Raw genomic sequence first — 20,328 nt, 5'->3', positions numbered from 1 at the left:
CCGGCCGGCACGCGCCGGGCGGGCTCGCCTGGCCCTGCCGCGAGGACCGTGCGGTTGGCCGTGGCGGTCATCCGGTCTTCTTCACACCGTCGGACCTCCCGACACCCTGGAGGCTAGGAGGCCGGGGCAGCCTACCGATCCCAGGTTCGCCCGCCCGTTTCGGTCCGTCGTACTCTCGTGCCATGCCGTCCTCGACCCAGCCGACCGGCGAACGCGTTCCGCGCGCCATGGTCATCGACAGAGCCTGGCGCGGCCTCGGGCAGGGACTGGAGCCGCTGAGCGGCCCCGGGGGCGCACCGCTGACCCGGACGGTCAAGCTGATCGTGCTGCCTCTGCTGGTCAGGCCCTCGCTGCGGCCGGAACTCGCGACGGACTACCTCGGCCCGGCGGAGGCCGCGTGCCTTGAGGAGCTGATCCACGACGACCGCGAGCGCCTCGCGGCGACGGCGCGGTGGTTCACCCTGCTCAAGAAGACCCGCCGGGCCCTGGGCATCGTGGTGGGCAACCCCCAGGACCTGTACTTCCAGCTCTGCTTCGAGCTGGCCGCCGAACACGGAACACCTTCGGCCGGTGCCGACGCGCTGGCCAGGGCCACCCTCGAAGGGGTCGCGGACGCGGCCGGCGGCCGTACGGTGCAGGCGCTGAAGGACCATCTGGCCGACCCCGTCCGGCGTACGGTGCTCGAACGGGACCTGGCCGCCGCCTGGGAGAGCCGTCGGCCGGCCCCGGCCGGTGATGCGGTCGCCGCGGCCGCACTGGCCACCGAAGTGCTCGAAGCCTGTGGTGCGACAGGTATCGGTGATGCCGCGGGTACCCGTGGTGCGACAGGCCCGGAGCCGCGTTCGCCGGCCTTCACGGCCCTGATCGACGGCGGGTACGGGAGCCTGCTCGGCCGTGCGCTGTGGGCACACCCGCACGGAGTCTGGGGGCGCGAGGACCTGCCGGCCCACCTGAAGCTGACCGGACACCAGCTGCCCCCGCGTCCGGAGGTCGGCCGGGGAGCCTCGACCGCCACACTTCCGGCACCGCTGGACCGCACGCTCTTCGAGCGGGTCTTCGCCGCGCTCCAGGCATCGGCGCGGCGCGAGGAACTGCCGACGGTGCCGGAGCTGGTCCGGCGGGAGGCCGGCCGCAGCTGCGCTCCGCTGGGCCTGAACGACGAGAGCCTGCGGGTCGCCGTGGTCCTCGGCGGCCGGCTCGCGGTGGGTCTCGATCCACTGGGCTGCGGGGGAACCGGCGGACCGGGGCGACCCGGGGAACCGGGGGAAGCCGGGCTGGGCCGTACCGCGGCGCACCGGGCCGTCAACAGCCGCTGGCAGCGCGAGGCGTCGGTCCTCCACGCCCGCAGGATGACCGTTTCTCCCCGGCGCGACCCGGACGGGGGTGTCCTGGACGCGCTCGCCCAGGACCTCCGGACGCCGTGGGTGGCCTACATGCGGCGCCTGTGGGTGAGGCTGCACGGGCGGGACGTCCGCGACGCGCCGCTGGACGGCATCGGCCCGGCCTGGGCAGTCCTCGACGGGGTGGCCCGTTCCGTGATGATGGACCACCGTGCCAGGGTCCGGGCCGCGTTGCGCACGCTCTCCGCGAAGGCGCCGGACCCGGGCGGCGCGGCGCAGCCGGCCGGGCCGAGGAGCGCGTGATGCCTGAGCCCGACATCACGGTCACACGCGCCGGGGACGGCACGATCCTGGTCACAACAGGGCAGGCCGCACCCGGTGCGCCGGGAGGGACCGGCGGGTTCGGGCCGGCCTTCGCCCGGTCCGTCCTCGATGTGGCGGGTGCGATTCTGACCTGGCCCGTTCTCCGTGCCCCGGGCCTGCCGGTGGCGGAGGTCCATGACGCCGGGAGCGCGCAGCAGTGGCTGTGGGCGGTCTACGGCGAGCGCACCGCAGCCGCTGTGCAGGCGTGCGCGGAGGGCGGAGCGGACCGCGCCGGGGTGGCGGCGGAAGGGACCGCGCTGGCGGACCGCGCCGCCCGGCTCGCCCTCGGACACTGGGCGGCCCGATGGTGGCCGACGTCGTACCTGGACGGAATCTCCGGGCTCGAACCGGACCTGCTGGGGCTGGAGCTGGCCGCGCTCACCCATGAGTGCCAGCAACTGTTCGGCACGCCCTACGACACCGCCCCCGACGCCGCGTACGACATCCCGTACGGGACCGCCCACCACTCCGTGTACGGCACCGCGTACGGCATCTCCGGAGACCAGCCCGACGACTGCGTGGCCGAACTGGTCGAGGACCATCGGGCCGGGCTCGCCCCACTGATCCAGTGGTGGCGCTCGGCACCGGAACCGTCCGGCACGGCACACCGTCCGCGACGGCACGTGGAGCACGTCCTGCGGCTGATCGACGAGGCCGCGGACAACGCCGGTCTGGATGGTCCGGCGCTGCGCCATCTCCGTATCTCCCTCGGTCAGGACCGCCCGGCAGACACGCCGGCCGACCTCGGCGCGCTGTTCGCCCGGACCGGTGACCATGACTACGCCCTCGCGGCGGCGGGCGAACCTCCCGTCGCGGGCGGCCGGGTGATCGGACAGGGCTCGGGGACCAATGAATGGCATCGCTATCCGCCCGGCTTCGTCGACGCGGCCGAGAACGCCGTGTCCTGGACCGCCCGCGCCGTCGGTGCGCGACGGGAGATCGAGGTCGAGGTCGTCACGGACGCCGCGGCGCCCGATTCGGGTGTGCCCCTCGTCGCGGAGGTCCGCGTGGACGGCGGCCCGGCGAAACGGGTCCCCCTGAGCAGACGGGGCGACGTATGGACCGGCCGGGCGCACCTGGAACTGATGGCTTCGACGGTGACGCCGCGGATCGACGTGGGCGTCCTGCTGCCCGGGTTCGATCCGGGCCCCGGTGACGCCGGCGACGCCGCGTACCGTGAGGCGATCCGCTCCCTGGCCCGGCGGCGGCTGTCGGACGCCGCCGCGGAACCCGTGCCGCGCGAGACGTTCCCGGGGCCGTTCCTCGCCGAGATCGTCGCGGCGACCACCACCCAGGACTTCTAAGGGCTGTCCCGTAATCCCTGGGGGATCAGCGCGCGGCGTCAGATGCGGTGCATCGCAAGGCGGAGGGACGCCCGCATACTGGAATGTATGCGGGCGTTCCGACAACGCCGCGAGGTGCCGTAGCTGTCGTCGTGCGCCCGCCTTAGGGCGTGTGCCGAAAGTTCCGCCTTGCGATCGCACGCACCGGACGCCGTGAGCCCCGCCCTTCGGGCGGACGGCGCTACTTTCGACACACGCCCAGTGCCCCTCCCGGCAAGCCGGGCCGGCCAACGTGCCGGACAACTCCCCGGGCAGGCGGAGAACCCGATGGACCCCATGGACGGGAGGAACCCGATGGACCCGGAGCCGGCCGACAACGTTGCGGCGCCGCTGTTCGGCGAGCCGTTCGACAGTGGCCTCGCGCTGGTGGAGCACCATCAGACGACCCCGGATCTCGCCGCGGCCGGGGCTGTCTGCGCGGAGCTGCTCACCCTGGCCGGGAGCATGGAGGACACGGCCGATGTGCGGTTCCTGCGGGCACACCTGATGTCCAACATCGGAGTGCTCCGGCTCATGGCCGCGGATCCGGCCGCCGCGGCGGAACCGATCGAGCGGGCTCTCGGACTCCTGCGCGGCATCCGGTCCGAGCCGATGGGGCCGCTGGGCCGCCAGCGGTGGCTGGAGGTGCTGGTGAAGACGCTGCTCGGCAGCGCCGACCTGCTGCGCGGGTCCGGGAGGCTGGACGAGGCACTGGCATCCCTGGACGAAGCGGCGGCGCTGCTGCCGGAATTCGACGATCCCGAGGGATGGCGCACCGCCGAACTGGGCCTGAACCGGGTACATCTGCTGATCGAGCGCGGCGAATGGGGCATGGCCGAGGAACTGGCCTCGGCGCTGGTGGCCACCACGCCCGCGACAGTGGTCCCCGCCGTGCCGCGCCTGCTGAGCGGACTCGGGCTGATCTGCGCCTCGACCGGCCGGTTCGCATCCGCCGAGGACTACTTCGCCCGCGCGGAGGAGGGCTATCGGGCAACGGCGGACACCGGTGAGCGGCAGCAGCTGACGGCGCACCGGGCGTATGCCGCGATGCGCCGGGGCGACCTGGACCTCGCTGAGCGGCTGTACGCCGAGGCGTCCGCGGTCTTCGAGCGGCAGCGGCAGTTCGGTGATCTGGCGGTCTGCGAGCAGGCGCGGGGCTTTCTCGCCGGGCTGCGCGGCGATCCCGCCCGCGCGGCCGGCCTGATGGACTCGAGCCTGGCCCGCTTCGAACGGCTCGGTGCCGCTGTCGCCACCGCCGACACCAGGCTGCTGTCCGCCCAGCAGGCCTACGCCCGGGGGGACATCACCGGGATGCGCCGGCTGTCCCAGCAGGCGCGCGAGGTGTACGAGGCGCAGGGAGTGTACGAGCGGTGCGCACAGGTGGACCTCATGCTCGCCGCGGCCCTCGAGGACAACATGAACCGGACGGATCACGGGGACCGGCTGATGGAGTCCATCGGCACCGCTGTCTCCCTCGCGCTGCCCGCCGCGCTGGCCCTGGAAGCGGCACGGTACGACTTCGTCACCACCCACGCGCGCAGCCAGTGGCTGGAACTGGCCGACGACGCGATGCGCCTGGTCTTCCGCCTCGCCGTACGCCGCCAGGATCAGGGGCTTCTCTTCGAACTCGTGGAGCACCGCTGCGCGGGTGCCTCGCTCGCCCTGGACCGTACGCCGCCGGAGACTTCGCTTACGGCCCCCGTGAGGGTGTGGTCCGGCAGGGACGCCGAAGGCGTGTTTCCGGCCTCCGGGATGAAGACCCACGGGCACGGCGGCGGTCCGACGCTGATGGGGGGCGGTGCGGCGGAGGCCGCCGCCTCGGTCGGACTGCGTGTGGCGCCGCCGCCGAAGGTGCGGATGTCGCCGGAGTCCGGCCGCACCGCGCTCCAGGAGTATGTCGAGGCGGCCGAATTCCGCTATCACCGGCGGATCGTGAGTGAGGAAGAGGTGTCGCTCTGGATGCCGACGACGTGACGGACCGTCCGGTGGTTCAGGTCCGGCTGGCCGACGCCGGTGACCTGTTCATGACCTGGACATGGACGAGCGGGGCCCGCGGGTTCGGCACCGGGCACGCGCCCGGCGCCGAGGTCGACCGGGCGGTCGGCGCGCTGGCCGCCGCGCTGCCGGGAGCGGGCCCGGCCGACGGCACCGGTGCGGGCGGCGCGGACGGTACGACGGGAACGGCCGGCCGAGCGATCCGGGCCGACGGTGCGGAGGGGATGCGGCGCGCGTTCGACTCCGGGGCGATGGCCGGGCACGCGAGCGAGTACCGCCTCGCGCGGATCCTCTCCGAGGCATTGTGGCCGCCGGGGCTGACCGCGCAGATCCGCCATGTGTCGGCGGGCGGCGTGCGGCCCCGCATCCGGATCCAGCCCTCGCCCCGGGTCGCCCAGGTGCCGTGGGAACTGCTCGCCGTCGACGGTGACGACGTCCGGCTCATCGACCTCGCGGATGTCGTGACGACCGCACCGGTCTCGTTGCGGCGCCCGGACCGCGCCGGACGCCCGGCCTCGGACGGGGGCGCCGTCGTCCTCGTCCTCGACCCCAGGGTGCCCGGCTTCCGGGCCGACTCCCCGCTCGGCTCCGTACTCGGGCCTCCGGGCTCGGACCCCGCGCTGCTCTCGCTCGTGCGGAGCCGCCTCGACTCGGGCGGTGTCGTACCGCCGGTACGTACGGCGGCGGAAGCCTTCCGGCGTACGGACCTGGACCGGGACTGGCTGAGCCGTGTGCTGCGCGAGGGCGCGGACAGGCTGATGTATGTCGGACATGTGAGCAGTGCGCCTGTCGGGGGCGGGCAGAGCGAGGACGTCACGCTCCATCTGTGCTGCGGTCCGGGAACGGAAGGCCTCACCGATGTGGTCCGCACCCACCGGCCGCTGTCGGCCAAGGACCTCCTCCTCGGCACTCTGCCCTTCCGGGCGGACGGTGCGGCGGGGGCCGAACTGTGGCCCGCGCCACGCCGGGTCGCGCTGATCGCCTGTGAGAGCGGTGGCGATCTGCGGTTCGCCGAATCCTTCGGCCTGGCGACGGCGATGATCCACAACGGTGCGGAACTGGTCACCGCCACCCGCTGGGCGCTGCCGACGAACCTCGCGTTCCACCGGCTGGCCGGAGTGGCGGAGTCCGTACGGCCGCTGTCGGAGGCGGTCATCGCCGTCGACACCGCCCATGAGCACCGTGACCCCGTGCACCGGCTCGGCCGCTGGCAGCGGGAGCAGCTGGACCGCTGGCGCACCGGCGGACGCATCGAACACTCCCCCCTGTTGTGGGCGGCGATGACCTGCATCGTGGTGTGACAGGCGGACGTCCACCGGTACGGGGCGGACGCATTGCGGCGTCCCGGTCCCACCCGGACCCCTGGGGCAGCTCGATTGCGGCATGCGGTCGTTCGGCGTTCACCTCAAGGTCCTCAATCTGTTCGTATAGACCGACAGGTTGTACTGAGGCATGAAGCATCCGGCTTGACGAGTCGGATTTCCGAGATGTCCGGACACCCTTTCGCGGGTTTGGGCCCGCGCGGGTTCGGAGAGCTGCCGAACGAAGATTTTTTTCGTACGATGTTCCACCGTGCATCGCGGTATCCCAGTAGATTGTCAATCACCACCACGAGATCGATCATGATCTGTCAACTGCCTTTCACCAGCTGGCATTTGGCGGTCAATCACCATGTATGGAGTTCCTGGCGAACACCGAGTCCGGTCAGTCTGCCGGTCCGCACCACCGCCCCGGTCGGGTCGGCAGTGCTGGACGGGCGCGGCGTTCGCCGTCGTTTCTGACCTGATCCGGTTGTCCGGGGACACCCCCCACGCGGCCGGCCGAGAGTATGAGGCACGTTCTGTGAAGGTTCGTACGAGGCGGCCGATCACCCTTATCGCCGGGGTACTGGCAGCGCTGATACTGGCGGGTTGCGGTTCCCAGGACGACAAGGAAAGGATAGTTGTCGGGATGTCCGACGACATTCTGGCCACGGATCCGGCTGCGGGATACGACCCCGGCTCCTGGCTGCTGTTCAACAATGTCTTCCAGTCCTTGTTGAGCTTCCCGCCCGGGGGTTCCACCCCCGTCCCGGAAGCCGCGAAGGAGTGCAAGTTCTCGGACGGCAGCAAGACCTATACGTGCACCCTGCGGGACGGGCTGAAGTTCAGCAACGACAACAGCCTCACGTCGGCGGACGTCAAATACTCCTTCGACCGGACGATCAAGATCAACGACCCGGCCGGTCCGGCACCGCTGCTCTCCACGATCGCGTCGATCGACACCCCGGACGAGAAGACGGTCGTCTTCCGCCTCAAGGTGCCCGACGCCACCTTCCCCAGCAAGATCGCGTCGGGTGCCGGTTCCATCGTGGACCGTCAGATCTACCCCAAGGACGGTCTGCTGGAGGGCGGCAAGGCGGTCGGCTCCGGCCCCTACAAGCTGGACTCCATCGAGGAGTCGAAGGCCGTCTTCTCGGTCTACTCCGGGTACCGGGGAACCGCCGAGGTGAAGAACTCCGGCGTCACGCTCCAGCTCTTCCGGGGCAACCAGCAGGCCCTTCAGTCGTCCCTGGAGAAGGGCGATGTCGACATCGCCTACCGAGGCCTCAGCGCCAAGGCGATCGCCGCTCTGGACACCTCGTCCACCGAGGAGAAGGAAGGGATCGACGTCGTCCAGGGCAACAGTGCCGAAGTCCAGCACATGGTGTTCAACGTCGACGACCCCGTGGTCGGGAAGCTCGCGGTGCGCAAGGCCATCGCCTATCTCATCGACCGCTACTCCCTGGTCAGCGAGGTCTACCAGTCCACGGCGACACCGCTCTACTCGGTCGTCCCGGTCGGCATCACCGGCCACGGCACGTCCTTCTTCGACACGTACGGCGACAGCCCGCAGCCGAAGCAGGCCAAGGAGGAGCTGCGGGACGCGGGGATCACGGACAAGGTGGAACTCACCCTCTGGTCCACCCCGAGCCGCTACGGCCCCGCCACCGACGACGAACTGCGGACCATCGCCGACCAGCTGAACCAGAGCGGACTGTTCGACGCCAGGATGAAGTCCGTCCCCTTCGACGAGTACGAGAAGGGCATCGCCGAAGGCAAGTACGGCGTATACGTCAAGGGCTGGGTGCCGGACTATCCCGACCCGGACAACTTCACCCAGCCGTTCTTCGGCGCGGGCAACGTCCTGTCGAACAACTACGAGAACAAGGAGATCACCGACAAGATCATCCCTCAGACCTCGTCGATGACCGACCGCGCGAACACCCGGCAGGAGTACATGAAGCTCCAGGACATCGTGGCGCAGCAGCTGCCGATGCTGCCGCTCTGGCAGGGCAAGCAGTACGCGGTCGCCCACGAGGACATCCGAGGCCTGCAGAACTGCCTGGACACCTCCACCGTCTTCCGGTTCTGGGAACTCAGCACCGCCTATTAGGGCGTGTGCCGGCAGACGTCCGGCCGGGGCCCATCCTTGTGAGGCCGCGGTCCCGGCGGGCGGGGCGGGACCGCAGCGTGGAGTACGGCGGGGCCACGGCTTCGGCCGCCCCGATTCATGGGCGGACGTTCCGGGCCACGAACCTGCCCTGGCCGAGTTCGATGACGAAGGACACCAGTTGGCCCTCCGAGAGGACCCGGCGTTCGGCGTCGATGTCGTCAGCCGTGAGGTACAGCGGCTCCTTGCGGCCGTGCGGGACGACGAATCCGTACCCCTCGGCGGAGCTGTAGAACTGAACGATCCCCTCGCAGCGCTCGCTCACGACGGCGTGCCTGTCGGCCGTGCCCGACCCGGCGGAACGGGTACCGGGCGGTCGGCGGAACGGCGAAGCCGCGGAACGGAACCGCAGAGGTGGGCGAAAACCGTGCGAAATCCCATGCTCGGCTACCTTCCCGAACCCTTCATGGGCACGCGTGTTGCACAGGGGTGGGAAGGGGCGTGCGGGGTCACAACTGGGCTCGCGGAAATGCGTGGGGCCGCGCCCCTCCGGCCGCCCGGAGGGATGGCGCCGCTGATCCGCCGATCCGGGCGCGCCCCGTCGGCCCGTCGCGTAGGGTCCCGGAGGTATGAAGATCCTTATCTCGGTCGATATCGAAGGCGTTTCGGGGATCGTGCATCCCACCGAGACGAACCCGGACCGCTACGACTTCGAACGAGGCCGGGCACTGATGACGGCCGAAGCGAACGCCGTGGTCGCCGGAGTCCTGGACGCCGAACCGTCCGCCGAGGTTCTGGTCGCCGACGCCCATGGCACGTACCGCAGTCTGCTGCCGGAGGAACTGGACCGACGGGTACGGCTGGTACGCGGGAAGCCGCGCCCGTTCGGCATGCTCGGGGGGCTGGACGAGGACACCGACGCCGTGTTCCTGATCGGCTATCACGCCCGTGCCGGCGGCGGGCCCGGCGTGCTGTCGCACTCCATGAGCGACGACATCCTCGATGTGCGCGTGGCCGGACGTTCCCTGGGGGAGATCGGTCTCAACACGGCCATGGCAGGGCACCTGGGCGTGCCGGTCGTACTGCTCAGCGGCGACGACGCGGCCTGCGCCGAACTCCTCGCCCTGGTCCCCGCCGCGGCCACCGTTCCGGTCAAGCAGGCACTCGGCCAGGCCGCCGCTGTCACCCTGCACCCCGAGGTGGCCCGGGAGCGCCTGCGCGAGGCGGCCGCCGAAGCGGTGAGGCGGACCGTGCCGGTCCCGCCGCTGACCATCGCCGGGCCGCTCGATGTCGAGATCGATCTCCACAACCCGTCCACGGCCGACCTGGCGACACTCGTACCGGGAGTCTCCCGCGCCGAGGGCAGCCGGACGGTCACCTTCACCGCCGCCGACTTCGCCGATGCCTACAAACTGGTCCTCCTCTTCGTACAGCTCGCCACCATCAAGCCGCGCTGAGGGCCGGTCACTCGGGCGCGCGGGGGCCGGAAATCCGTCGACATCGCCGCTCGCCCGAGGAATTCTTGGCGGCATGCGACAGAACCAGATCTGGAACACCGAAGCCGCCCGGAGCTATGACACGCCCGGCACCGGAATGTTCGCGCCGGAGACCCTGGACCCGGTGCTCGACCGTCTCGCCGAACTCGCCGATGGCGGGCGGGTGCTGGAGTTCGCCATCGGAACCGGCCGTGTGGCCGTCCCGCTCGTACGGCGCGGAGTGCCGGTCACCGGCATCGAGCTGTCACAGCCGATGATCGACCGGCTGCGGACGAAGGCGGATGCCGCGACGATCCCGGTCGTCGTGGGAGACATGGCGACCGCCGGAGCCCCCGGCACATTCCAGCTGGTCTTTCTCGTCTACAACACCATCTCCAACCTGCTCACCCAGGCGGAACAGGTCGCCTGCTTCCGCAATGCCGCCCGCCACCTCGCACCGGGCGGACGGTTCGTGATCGAGCTGTGGGTCCCGGAACTGAGGAAGCTCCCGCCGGGACAACAGGCCGTGGTCTGGCAGTCCGAGACCGGCTACATCGGTCTGGACACCTACGACGTGCTGCGCCAGCAAGTCGTCTCCCACCACTTCCGGTTCGACGACGACGGGACGTCGCAGGTGTTCCGCAGCCCGCACCGCTACATCTGGCCCGCAGAGCTGGACCTCATGGCCGAGTTGGCGGGCTTCGAGCTGGAATCCCGGCACGCCGACTGGCGGGGAGGCGAGTTCACCGCCGATTCGCGCTCACATGTCTCCGTCTACCGGCTCCCACACGGGTAGCTCGTGGTGCGGAGAAGCCGCCTTCGCCGGGGCGCCCCTGTCCGCACGACGCACTGCCGCGTCAAGTCCCCGGCCCGTTGCGGGCCGGGCGTCACAGCAGGACCACGCCCGCGACGGTCGCCGCCGCGCGGAGCAGCCCGTGCGGCCTCGACGCGTATCAGGGTACGCAAGGTCCACCACGGGCGGGCCGCGCCCGGACGGGGCGGTACCGGCGCGCATGTGCCGCCCGTGCGCGACGAACTACCGGGCGGACACAGGTTTCTGACAGTTTCCTGACACCCACCGGCGACTCTCGTTCTCCGGCTCCACGCCGGACGTTCCGCCCCTGCCCTCAAGGAGAGAGTCCCGCATGGACATATCCCGCCGGATCCGGCGCACGGGCGTGGTGCTCGGCCTGTGTGCGGCCCTGGCCGCCGCCCCCGCCGCAGCCGCGTCCCCACCCCCGGAGCAGAAGTCGCCGCACGCCCCCGTGGTCACCACGGAACAGGTCATGCCGCACCTGCGGGCCCTCCAGGCCGTCGCGGACCGTACCGGCGGCAACCGCGCCCACGGCACCAGGGGATTCCAGCAGTCGCTGACGTATGTGAAGGGTGTGCTGGACAGGGCGGGCTTCCGTACGAGTCTGCGGCCGTTCACGCACAACGGCGCCCCCGGGTACAACCTCATCGCGGACTGGCCGGGCGGCGACCCGGACCACGTCGTTCTCGTCGGCGCCCATCTCGACAGCGTCGAGGCGGGGCCCGGAATGAACGACAACGGCTCCGGCTCGGCCGCCGTGCTCGCCACCGCCGTCGCCATGTCGCGGGCGGGCGTCGCGCCCGAGCGTCACCTGCGGTTCGCCTGGTGGGGTGCGGAGGAACAGGGCCTGATCGGCTCCAAGGACTATGTGGGCAAGCTCTCCGCCGCCGAGCGAAAGGAGATCGACGTCTATCTCAACTTCGACATGACCGGCACCAGGAGCGTGCGGCAGTGGCTTGTCGTCCATGACGAGCCCAGGGCCACGGAGGCGTTCGAGGCGTACTTCGCGGCCGAGGGGCTGCCCACGTTCGACGTCGGTATCGGAGGTTCGGACCACGAGTCCTTCGGCGACGCCGGAATCCCGGTCTCCGGCTTCAGCACCGGCCTCGGCGACTGCTACCACGACGCGTGCGACCGTATCGGCAACGTGGACCCCGGAGTCCAGACCCTCAGCGCCAACGCCGTCCTCGGTGTGACCTGGCAGCTCGTCACCCACTGATCACCGACCACCGCCACCACGGCTGGGAACAGGACCTATGCACAGCACAACGAGACGGCACCGCTATCCCGCGCTGGTGGGCATCCTGGCGGGCAGCGTACTGCTGACCGCCGTGCCCTCCGCGGCCACCGCCGTCGGCGCCGGGACCGGCATCGGGGACCCGTACTTCCCCGACGACGGGAACCCCGGGTACGACGTCTCCCACTACGACGTCCGCGTGGCCTACGACCCGGCCCGCCCCGACCGCCTCACCGGCGACACCACCGTGAGCGCCACGGCCACCGGCGGCCTCGACCGCCTCAACCTGGACCTGGAGGGCTTCGAGGTCGGATCGGTCACCGTCGACGGCAGCCCCGCCAAGAGCTTCACCCGCAGCGGGGCGCACGAACTGGTCATCACCCCGGCCCGCCGGATCGCCAAGGGGCAACACTTCGCCGTACGCGTCCGCTACTCCGGCAAGCCCGTCGGCAGGAGCTGGCACAGATTCGCCGACGGCGGGGCGAACGTGACCGGCGAACCGCACTCCGCCACCGCCTGGTACCCCGCCAACGACCATCCGTCCGACAAGGCCACCTTCCGGCTCACCGCGACGGTCCCCGATACCTGGACCGTGATCGGCAACGGCCGCCCCGGCCCGGCCACCTCATCCGCCGACGGCACCAAGACCTTCCGCTGGTACGAGGACAAGCCGCTCGCCACCTACGTCAGCACCATCGCCATCGGCAAGTTCACCGTCAACACCTCGAAACTGGCCGACGGCACCCCGGTGATCAACGCGTACGGCCCCGGTGCCGTGATCGATCCCGACGCCGAGGCACTGCTCCCGGAGATCATCGGCTTCCTGTCCTCGAAGTTCGGCCCGTATCCCTTCTCCTCGGCCGGCGGCATCGTCACCGGCCGGCCGATCGACGACGGCAGTGGCCCCCTCGCACTGGAGACCCAGAGCCGTCCGACGTACGAGGGCATGATGTTCGACGCCTCGATGGTCCACGAGTACGCCCACCAGTGGTTCGGCAACAGCGTCTCGTTCTCGGACTGGCGCGACGGCTGCCTCGCCGAGTGCTTCGCCCAGTACACGAACCAGCTGTGGGAGGAGAAGGGCGGTGCCGACCTCGACACCGGCTTCTACGCCGACACGGTGGAGGAGAACAGGGAGAACCCCGGGTTCTGGAACGTGAAGCTCTACGACCCGGGCCAGGGCAAGGAACTGGACCCGGCGTTGTACGACAAGGGGCCGCTGATGCTGCACGCCCTGCGGCGGACCGTCGGGGACGCGGCCTTCTTCGGGACCCTCAGGAGATGGCAGAAGGAACACCGTTACGGGAACGCCTCCTGGCCGCAGTTCGAGGCGCTCGCGAAGAAGGTCTCGCCGCAGCGGGACCTCACCGGGTTCTTCGACGCCTGGGTGCACGGCACCGTCATTCCGGAGCGGAAATACCTGTACCCCACGAGCCTCGGCGCCGTCGCGGCGGCAGGGGACCGGTAGCCGGGAACGGCGGCCCTTCCCGGAGGCGGGGAACGGCCGGGGGAATGCCCGGCCGCCCGTCCCGGTGACGAAGACGACGATGCCGGGGTGCCGTTCGGCACCCCGGCATGATGTCGAGGGCAAGGAAAGCGGAGGGACTGGATCTGTGAGAGGAGTGAGAAGGAAGTCCGTCCATGGCCTCGCCGGGGCACACGTTAGCAGTCAGCCGGGGATCAGGGCACGCAGGTTTTCCGGGGTGATGACCAGTGAATCCGGGTGCAGCCCGTCCGGGCGTTCCCGACCGATGTAGGTCACGGGGCCGGCCGGGACCGAAACGCCGTCCCAGCGCGTGACGGCCGTCGCGCGACCGGCCATCAGGCCGGTGAGATACCGGACGGTGAGGTGATCGCGCTCGACGATGCCCCGCACCAGCGTCGCGACGGACACCCGGTTCCCCTCGACGCGGTTGGCGTGCGGAGCGCCCCGGAGATACAGGTGGAGCCACTTGGCGTACCACCGGCCGTCGCTCCCGCGCAGGAACACCAGGGGCAGCGCGACCCGGCCCGGACCACGCAGTTCCGACTTCATGCGCACGGTACGCGGCTCGAAGGGACGGCCCCGCTGCTCGGCGTCGCGCAGCATGAAGCCGAAGAACGACTCCTCGACCTCTTCGAAGCCTTCCCCCGCGAAGATGTTGACCTGCGGAACGATGAATGTGCCGCGCACGGCGTCCAGGCGCAGATCGATGAACTCCGAGGCGCCGTCGGGCGCGTCGGTGATGTCGCCGGAATGCACGCCCCCGACGTCCGAGAGAGCGGTGTACGACAACCAGGAGACGGTCGCGTACGAGGCGTCCAGCATCAGCGCCGACAGGTCGTAGTCGGTTCTGTGCTCCGTCTGTTTCCAGTGGACGAAGAAGCGCAGCAGCTCACCGTCGACGGGGGAGAGGGAACCGCGTGGCAGCACGCCGAGACCGGAGGCCGTCGCCCGGCCGCTGAGCGGGAGTGCGACATCGAGCATGCCGGGGTCGATCAGGAGGTGCTCCGGCTCCGGAAGGCGGCTGCGCGTCTGAGCGTCGAGAACTGCGGTCAGGCGCTCGCGCTCGGGCAGCGGCACGGGAGGGCGGGTGTCGGCGGTGACCCAGGCCCGGCCGTGGCCGTTGACGAAGACGCGGCGGCCGCCCGTCTCCCGCACACGGTTGTGGAAGTGCTCGCGGACCGACAACAGGACCCGGCCGGAGACCTGCGGGGCGACCTGCTCGGCAGCGGCCACGACGGCATCGCGCTCATCCTGGGTGCGGCAGACGCGCAGCAGACGGTCCAGGGAGCGGAACAGCTTGCCCGGGGCCGCCGTCAGCAGCCGCACAGCCCCCGTGACGTCGTTCAGGCCCAGCAGCTCTTCGACGTGGCTGTCGAAGGACCGGGCCTCCTTCTCCCCCCGGGCCACGGCGAACACATCGGCGGCGTGCGGCCGGCCCGGGTACTCGTGCGGGTGGAGGCGCTCGCCGAGCCGCTTGAACGCCTCGCGGTGCGCGGTGACATCGGCGAGCTTGGCGGGGGCCGCCGCGACGACCGCGTCGAGTCCGGCGATCAGGGCGCGGCGGACCGGCCGGGACAGCGACCGGAACCGGGTGGGTTCCACCAGGGTCACATCGCCGTCCGACAACGCGCAGGCGAGACGGAGCACATCGGTGACCGTGTCCAGCAGCAGGTCCCCGCCGGCGCGGAGGCGGGCGAGGTTGATGACGGCACGGACCTCCCGTACCGGGATCGCCTCCGGCTGGGGGCCGTCGGCACAGTGCCCGGCGAGAGCCCCGAGGTCGCGCAGCCCGTCCTCGCCCAGCGGGGTGCTGCTGCCTGCCAGGGCCAGGTACAGGGCGGTGACCTCGTCCTCCGGGCTGCCGCCCAGATGCAGCACCGTCATCCGGTCGCCCGCCGCCGCGATCAGCTCGTCATGAGCGGCGAGCATCTCGGCGTACGTGTGCCGGTAGTTGCCGTACGACGGGAGGGTCAGCAGGTCGAGCACACCGGTGCTGAGCCGGGCAAGGACGCTCTCCCGTGAGGCATCGTCGGCGAGCGCGTCGGCGAGGCACCGCATCCAGAAGTCGTACGTGTCCGGCACATTGTCCGGGAAGTCGACGAAGTAGACGTTGTGCCGGACATGGTCGCCGGTCATCTCGCGGACGGTGTCCAGCGTGCGCACGGCCGTGTCGACGACGGTCTCCTCGGCCAGCCCCGACAGATGCTCCATCAGGGCGGCCGAGAGCTTGAAACCGACGGACATCAGCGCGGCGTCGAACCGGCGTGCCGCGCCCTCGCCCCGGCCTTCGGGTCCGAAGGGGGCCGGGAGGCGGTGCGCGTGCCGGATGACCAGGGGTTCGAGGCGGTGTGCCATCCGGGCATGCTCCCAGAACCGCGCAGGCCGACGCATTCGGGTTTTCGCACACCGTACGTACGACCGGGCGGCGCGGTCGGCGGCGAGAGCTACCCCCGGCGCGTGAACGTGGCCGGCGCATAGCCGGACTGCTGCTCCCGGAACACCCTGCCCAGATGGTGCTGGAGCCGGATATGACGGAACTGGTAGACGGCACCGGCCCGGCGCAGCACCCCTCGGCGATAGGCGTCGTCCAGGAACGCGGCCGTGTCCCAGGGCAGTTTGCCGGTCAGAGGCAGCCAGATACGGCACAGGACCACCCACCGTCCCCAGGCGGTGAAGGAGAGCGCGTACGAGAACGCACCCCCGACCCCGCCGACCGAACCGATGACGAGCCCGTCCGACACCTTCCAGTTCATCGGCCCCAGAACCCCCTGGAGCAGGGAGGTGACCAGATGCCCGACCAAGGCGATCGCGAGGGTGAGCGCCGGTACGAGAACGAGGACCTGGCGGCGCACTGTCGCGCGGTTCGAGGACAGCAGACCGGCCGGCGTGGCGGCCGAGGAGATGTCCAGCGGCGCTTCGAGCGCGGCCAGGAGCCCGAACACCAGCCCGGCGCCCGCCCCGAAGATCAGCCCGAAGGCCAGCATGTTGATGAGCATGCCCTTGATCACCGCATCATCGACGAGCGGGAGCCCGTGGTAGAGCCGGCGCTGGAGGACGAGGGCACACGCACACCCGACCCCCATCACGAAGCCGCCCAGCAGTACGGTTCCGAACCGGGCGGTGAACGTGCGGACCGGCCGGCGGCCGACGCCGCCCCCGGTGCCGGGCAGCCGCAGCCGCACCTGGGCGGGCTCGAACTCCTCGGCCCCGAACGAGGCGATGAGCCCGTACACGGATCCGAAGGCGAGTCCGGCCACCGACCCCATCAGGCTGCCCAGCAGCAGGACCTCGCCGATCGTGTACGACGCGAACAGGAGGGCGACGAGCCACTCGGAGACGGCGACGCACACGGCGGACGCCACCACGACCGTCATGACGCGTGTCGGGAGAGGCAGCGAATTGCCTATCTGCCACCAGGCGAGATCCTGCTGCTCACGGTCGAGCCGGGCCAGGTGGTGAGCGAGATGGCCGAGCCAGCGCTCGGCGCGCACCGCGCCCCAGTCCCGCTCCGGGGACCGGCGCCCGTCGGCGGTCCGCTCGGCGGCGCGGTGCCGGTAGACCGTCGGTACGAAGCCCGCCAATAAGTGTTCCTCAAGTGAGTGCGCGTCGGGGAACCGCTCGGAGTCCAGCAGCTCCATCGGATCGCTGCCGGGCGCTTCGCTGTACATCGTCCGCGCCAGGGTGATCATGAGAGGGGTGCTCAGCACCCTGGCGAGGGCGGGCTCCGTGCCGCCCTCCCGGGCACGCAGTTCCCTCAGTACGGGATCCCATGACGCCCCACCGTCGCTGTGGCCGTGCCCACGGGCGACCGGCCGGGCCGTCCGGGGCAGATAGACGGTGAGGTCGTCGAGGGTGAGGTCGCCGAGTTCGATACCGGCCGCCCACACCAGCGGGGAGCCGGCCTCCTGGACCGCCTCGGCGAACTCACCACGCCGACAGGTCACCACAAGGGGGAGAGAGGTGGTGTTGAGTGCCTCCAGCGCCGTACGCCGGAGGCCTTCCGCGATCTCGTCGAACCCGTCCAGGACCGGGAGTACGAGATCCGCGTCGACCAGGGCGGCGGCCAGCGTCGACCCGCCGGGGGCCCGCCGGGTGAGGTGCGGATGGTCCCGCACCAGCCGGTCGATCAGCCAGTCCCGCAGCGCGACGGCCGTCGGATCCCAGGACCCGACACTGAAGATCACCGGCACCCGGTCGAGAGGGGCCCGGGTCTCCAGGAAGTCCAGGACGAACCTGATCGTCAGAATCGACTTGCCCGATCCGGCCCGGCCGAGAACGATCAGCCGCCCGGACGGGATCCGCCGGTAGACCTCGGCCACATTCCGCAGATCACCGCCGAGGTCCAGGTGCGGGGACGTCGCTCCCGACGGCAGGCGCTGAATGTTCTCGGGGTGGTCGGTCAGTGAGGACGGCGCGTACTGCCAGCGCACCGGCAGGGGAAAGGGGTCGTGCACCCGGCGCTGCTCCTCCTCCCGTCGCCAACGACGCCTGATCTCCCTCGCCAACTCGTCGGCCGCGGTGGGGAGTACGCCGGGATTCGGAGACGCCCGCCGCTCATTTCCGGAAACAGGAACAGGAACGGAAAGGGGAGAGGGAAGGGGAACAGGCGCGGGAGCGGGAGCGGCGGCACGCTGTGCCGAGGGGCGGCCATCGACCGCTTCGAGCACGGGGGCTGCTTCCGGCGCTTCGACCGCTTCGAGCACATGGGCGGCCGGCTCGGGCGTCGCGGGAGCCGGTACGGTCCGCGAGCTCGTGAGGGTGGCCGCAAGCCGCTGGCGGTCCTCCGCCCCGGCCTCCAGCGCATCCGCCAAGAGGTTCAGCGTCCCCAGCCGGTGATCTCTGGACTTGCCCGTCTCCAGTCTGCGGATGGTGCGCACACTCACCCCGGACCGCTCCGCCATCTGCTCCTGCGTCAGCCCCGACCGGGTCCGCAGCCGTCGCAGCAACGGGCCCAACTGCTCCGCCACTTCGATTCCCCCTCCACACCGAGCGCGGTCGGCCGTGAGCCTACCGTGACGACCGGTCATACATGGCCGGTGCCATGGCCTGTCCTCCGAACCGCGGGAACGCCACGATCAGTGGTGCCCGGCCGGCACCGCCGCCGGGTGACGCACTCCGTGGGGCCCCGAGCGGCCCCCCACCACCCCGCACGGACGCCTCCCGTCCCATGGACACACCAGCGACCACCGACCACGGCCCCTGAGGAGTCGACATGGCATACCGCTACTGGTGCGGCGAGTGCGGGTTCAAGACGCCGTGGCTCGGTGAATCCCAGGGCGAGCAGCGGCAGATGGACCACTACGCCAAGCGGCATCCCGGAATTCCCCCCGGCGGCCAGGTCGAGACCGGCCGGAAGGGTGTGGAGAGCGGCTGCGGATGTGTGCAGGCGGTGGGAGTCCTCCTTCTGCTGCTCCTCATCGCGGCCGCGTGCCGGCGCTGAGGGCTGAGGGCTGAGGGCCGAGGCCGGGGACTGTCCCGTGATCGTCACCGAATTCCCGTAGACCCCGGATTGCGTCCGCTCGTCGAACCACACGGCGCCCGGGTGGAATCGGGTCACTCAACACCATGGAGAACACAGAGATGAGCATGCTCGCCACCCTTGCGGCCCGTACCTCGTCGGACACGGGGAACGCACCTGCAGACGGCGCCGGCAGGCGGCCCGCGCCGGGGCCGAAGCACCGGCGATGGCTGCTGCCGGCCGCCGTGATGACCTGCCTCCTGCTGAGCGGTGTCGGCCCGGCGAACGCCGCGGACAGGACCCCGGCCGACCTGCTGCGGGCCGGCGCCGAACTGGGGGTCGCCGATGGATACCCGGGCGTGATCGGCATGGTGCGCCAGGGCGACACCACCGAGTACGTGCGCGCGGGCGTCGGCGATCTCTCCACCAAGGTGCCCGCCGACCCGAAGGCGAAGTTCCGGATCGGCAGCAACACCAAGGCCTTCACCGCCGCCGTACTGCTCCAGCTCGAAGGCGAGCAGCGGCTCTCCCTGGACGACACCGTTGCCCGCTGGCTCCCGGGAGCGGTCGACGCCAATGGCTACGACGGAACGAAGATCACGGTCCGTCAGCTGCTCAACCACACATCGGGCCTGCCCGAGTACTCCAGCAGTCCGCAGATCGCCGGCCCCTATCTCCTCAACTCCAACCCGCGGCAGACCTGGGCCCCGCAGACGCTGGTGGACATCGCCCTCTCGCAGCACGCCCCGAACTCCGCACCGGGCCAGAAGTTCGGCTACGCCAACACCAACTACGTGCTGGCAGGCATGATCATCAAGGCCGTCACCGGCGCCGACGCGGCCAAGGAGATCACGCGGCGCATCATCGAACCCCTGGGCCTGACCGACACCGGCTTCCCCACCACCGATCCCGTCATCTACGGCAACCACCTGCGCGGCTACGTACACCCGGTGACGTTCATCACCTACGACGTCACGGTCTCCGACGTGCAGATCTTCGGGCCCGCGGGTGCCATGGTGTCGACCCTCGACGACCTGGCGGCCTTCGGGAGGGCGCTGCTGACCGGAAAGCTGCTGGCACCCGCGCAGATGACGGAACTCAAGACCACCGTGCCCGCGAACAGTTCGGGAACGTCCGCCTACGGACTCGGAATCCAGCATCTCCAGCTGCCCTGCGGAAAGTGGGGCTGGGGGCACAACGGCGCGGTGCTCGGCTACTTCAGCCAGTGGCTGACCAGCGAGGACGGCGACAAGCAGGTGCTGCACGCGAACAACGAGTTCCACATGATGGGCGGCACCAAGGGACAGCTCGACACCGGCAAGGCCGCGGTGGACGCCTTCTGCGCACTGTAGGACGCCCGCAAGCCCGGTGGACCCCGCAACCCCCGCACATCGCGGGAACCCGTACTCGGAGAGGACAACCGTGAA

Annotated in this window: 14 protein-coding genes; 11 read left to right on the top strand and 3 right to left on the bottom strand. The window is 70.7% G+C overall.

Going from position 1 to position 20,328, the window contains the following annotated elements:
- Nucleotides 1–182 precede the first annotated feature (182 nt).
- From OHA98_RS23035 to OHA98_RS23015, 5 genes are all read left to right on the top strand, one after another.
- Nucleotides 183–1,643: a hypothetical protein gene (locus OHA98_RS23035; RefSeq protein ID WP_266928633.1), complete on the top strand. Its 1,461-nt coding sequence runs from the start codon at nt 183–185 to the stop codon at nt 1,641–1,643.
- Entirely contained in the window at nt 1,643–3,007 is a 1,365-nt protein-coding gene (locus OHA98_RS23030; RefSeq protein ID WP_266928632.1) for a hypothetical protein, read from the top strand. The genes OHA98_RS23035 and OHA98_RS23030 overlap by 1 nt, the downstream gene beginning before the upstream one ends.
- A gap of 306 nt (nt 3,008–3,313) precedes the next feature.
- Complete coding sequence (locus OHA98_RS23025; RefSeq protein WP_266928631.1) at nt 3,314–4,999, top strand: hypothetical protein; 1,686 nt, start codon at nt 3,314–3,316, stop codon at nt 4,997–4,999.
- Nucleotides 4,996–6,321: a CHAT domain-containing protein gene (locus OHA98_RS23020; RefSeq protein ID WP_266928630.1), complete on the top strand. Its 1,326-nt coding sequence runs from the start codon at nt 4,996–4,998 to the stop codon at nt 6,319–6,321. The genes OHA98_RS23025 and OHA98_RS23020 overlap by 4 nt, the downstream gene beginning before the upstream one ends.
- Before the next feature lie 541 nt (nt 6,322–6,862).
- Nucleotides 6,863–8,434, top strand: a complete 1,572-nt coding sequence (locus tag OHA98_RS23015) for an ABC transporter substrate-binding protein (RefSeq protein ID WP_266928629.1) — start codon at nt 6,863–6,865, stop codon at nt 8,432–8,434.
- 115 nt (nt 8,435–8,549) lie between these two features.
- Here the strand turns inward: OHA98_RS23015 and OHA98_RS23010 are convergent, their stop codons facing one another.
- A complete protein-coding gene (locus OHA98_RS23010; protein WP_266928628.1) occupies nt 8,550–8,756 on the bottom strand; it encodes a cold shock domain-containing protein in 207 nt (68 codons plus the stop codon).
- Nucleotides 8,757–9,060: 304 nt separating this feature from the next.
- On the opposite strand from OHA98_RS23010, the gene OHA98_RS23005 reads away from it, so the two are divergent.
- From OHA98_RS23005 to OHA98_RS22990, 4 genes are all read left to right on the top strand, one after another.
- Nucleotides 9,061–9,888, top strand: coding sequence for a M55 family metallopeptidase (locus tag OHA98_RS23005; protein ID WP_266928627.1), 828 nt, complete (start codon nt 9,061–9,063; stop codon nt 9,886–9,888).
- A 73-nt stretch (nt 9,889–9,961) separates the two neighbouring features.
- Nucleotides 9,962–10,702 carry a bifunctional 2-polyprenyl-6-hydroxyphenol methylase/3-demethylubiquinol 3-O-methyltransferase UbiG gene (locus OHA98_RS23000; protein ID WP_266928626.1) on the top strand — a complete coding sequence of 247 codons (741 nt, stop codon included), beginning with the start codon at nt 9,962–9,964 and terminating at the stop codon, nt 10,700–10,702.
- 349 nt (nt 10,703–11,051) lie between these two features.
- Nucleotides 11,052–11,939: a M20/M25/M40 family metallo-hydrolase gene (locus OHA98_RS22995; RefSeq protein WP_266928625.1), complete on the top strand. Its 888-nt coding sequence runs from the start codon at nt 11,052–11,054 to the stop codon at nt 11,937–11,939.
- A 37-nt stretch (nt 11,940–11,976) separates the two neighbouring features.
- Entirely contained in the window at nt 11,977–13,425 is a 1,449-nt protein-coding gene (locus OHA98_RS22990) for a M1 family metallopeptidase (RefSeq protein ID WP_266928624.1), read from the top strand.
- Between the two features lie 201 nt (nt 13,426–13,626).
- Here OHA98_RS22990 and OHA98_RS22985 read toward each other — a convergent pair whose 3' ends face one another.
- Both OHA98_RS22985 and OHA98_RS22980 read right to left on the bottom strand, forming a co-directional pair.
- Entirely contained in the window at nt 13,627–15,798 is a 2,172-nt protein-coding gene (locus OHA98_RS22985; RefSeq protein WP_266928623.1) for a TerD family protein, read from the bottom strand.
- Between the two features lie 89 nt (nt 15,799–15,887).
- A complete protein-coding gene (locus tag OHA98_RS22980; RefSeq protein WP_266928622.1) occupies nt 15,888–18,410 on the bottom strand; it encodes a helix-turn-helix domain-containing protein in 2,523 nt (840 codons plus the stop codon).
- Nucleotides 18,411–18,655: 245 nt separating this feature from the next.
- Between OHA98_RS22980 and OHA98_RS22975 the strand changes: the two genes are divergently transcribed.
- Together OHA98_RS22975 and OHA98_RS22970 are read left to right on the top strand one after the other, a co-directional pair.
- A complete protein-coding gene (locus tag OHA98_RS22975) occupies nt 18,656–18,883 on the top strand; it encodes a hypothetical protein (RefSeq protein WP_266928621.1) in 228 nt (75 codons plus the stop codon).
- 125 nt (nt 18,884–19,008) lie between these two features.
- Complete coding sequence (locus tag OHA98_RS22970) at nt 19,009–20,253, top strand: serine hydrolase (RefSeq protein WP_266928620.1); 1,245 nt, start codon at nt 19,009–19,011, stop codon at nt 20,251–20,253.
- The last annotated feature ends 75 nt before the right edge of the window (nt 20,254–20,328 follow it).

The organism is Streptomyces sp. NBC_00654, from assembly GCF_026341775.1.
In the GTDB taxonomy this organism is placed as follows: Bacteria; Actinomycetota; Actinomycetes; order Streptomycetales; family Streptomycetaceae; genus Streptomyces.
This window is presented reverse-complemented; position numbering and strand designations above follow the sequence as displayed.

Bases quoted from the DNA above. Each gene is read 5' to 3' on its own strand.
- OHA98_RS23035 (WP_266928633.1), top strand. From the start codon at position 183: ATGCCGTCCTCGACCCAGCCGACCGGCGAACGCGTTCCGCGCGCCATG.
- OHA98_RS23030 (WP_266928632.1), top strand. From the start codon at position 1,643: ATGCCTGAGCCCGACATCACGGTCACACGCGCCGGGGACGGCACGATC.
- OHA98_RS23025 (WP_266928631.1), top strand. From the start codon at position 3,314: ATGGACCCCATGGACGGGAGGAACCCGATGGACCCGGAGCCGGCCGAC.
- OHA98_RS23005 (WP_266928627.1), top strand. From the start codon at position 9,061: ATGAAGATCCTTATCTCGGTCGATATCGAAGGCGTTTCGGGGATCGTG.
- OHA98_RS23000 (WP_266928626.1), top strand. From the start codon at position 9,962: ATGCGACAGAACCAGATCTGGAACACCGAAGCCGCCCGGAGCTATGAC.
- OHA98_RS22995 (WP_266928625.1), top strand. From the start codon at position 11,052: ATGGACATATCCCGCCGGATCCGGCGCACGGGCGTGGTGCTCGGCCTG.
- OHA98_RS22990 (WP_266928624.1), top strand. From the start codon at position 11,977: ATGCACAGCACAACGAGACGGCACCGCTATCCCGCGCTGGTGGGCATC.
- OHA98_RS22985 (WP_266928623.1), bottom strand. From the start codon at position 15,798: ATGGCACACCGCCTCGAACCCCTGGTCATCCGGCACGCGCACCGCCTC.
- OHA98_RS22975 (WP_266928621.1), top strand. From the start codon at position 18,656: ATGGCATACCGCTACTGGTGCGGCGAGTGCGGGTTCAAGACGCCGTGG.
- OHA98_RS22970 (WP_266928620.1), top strand. From the start codon at position 19,009: ATGGAGAACACAGAGATGAGCATGCTCGCCACCCTTGCGGCCCGTACC.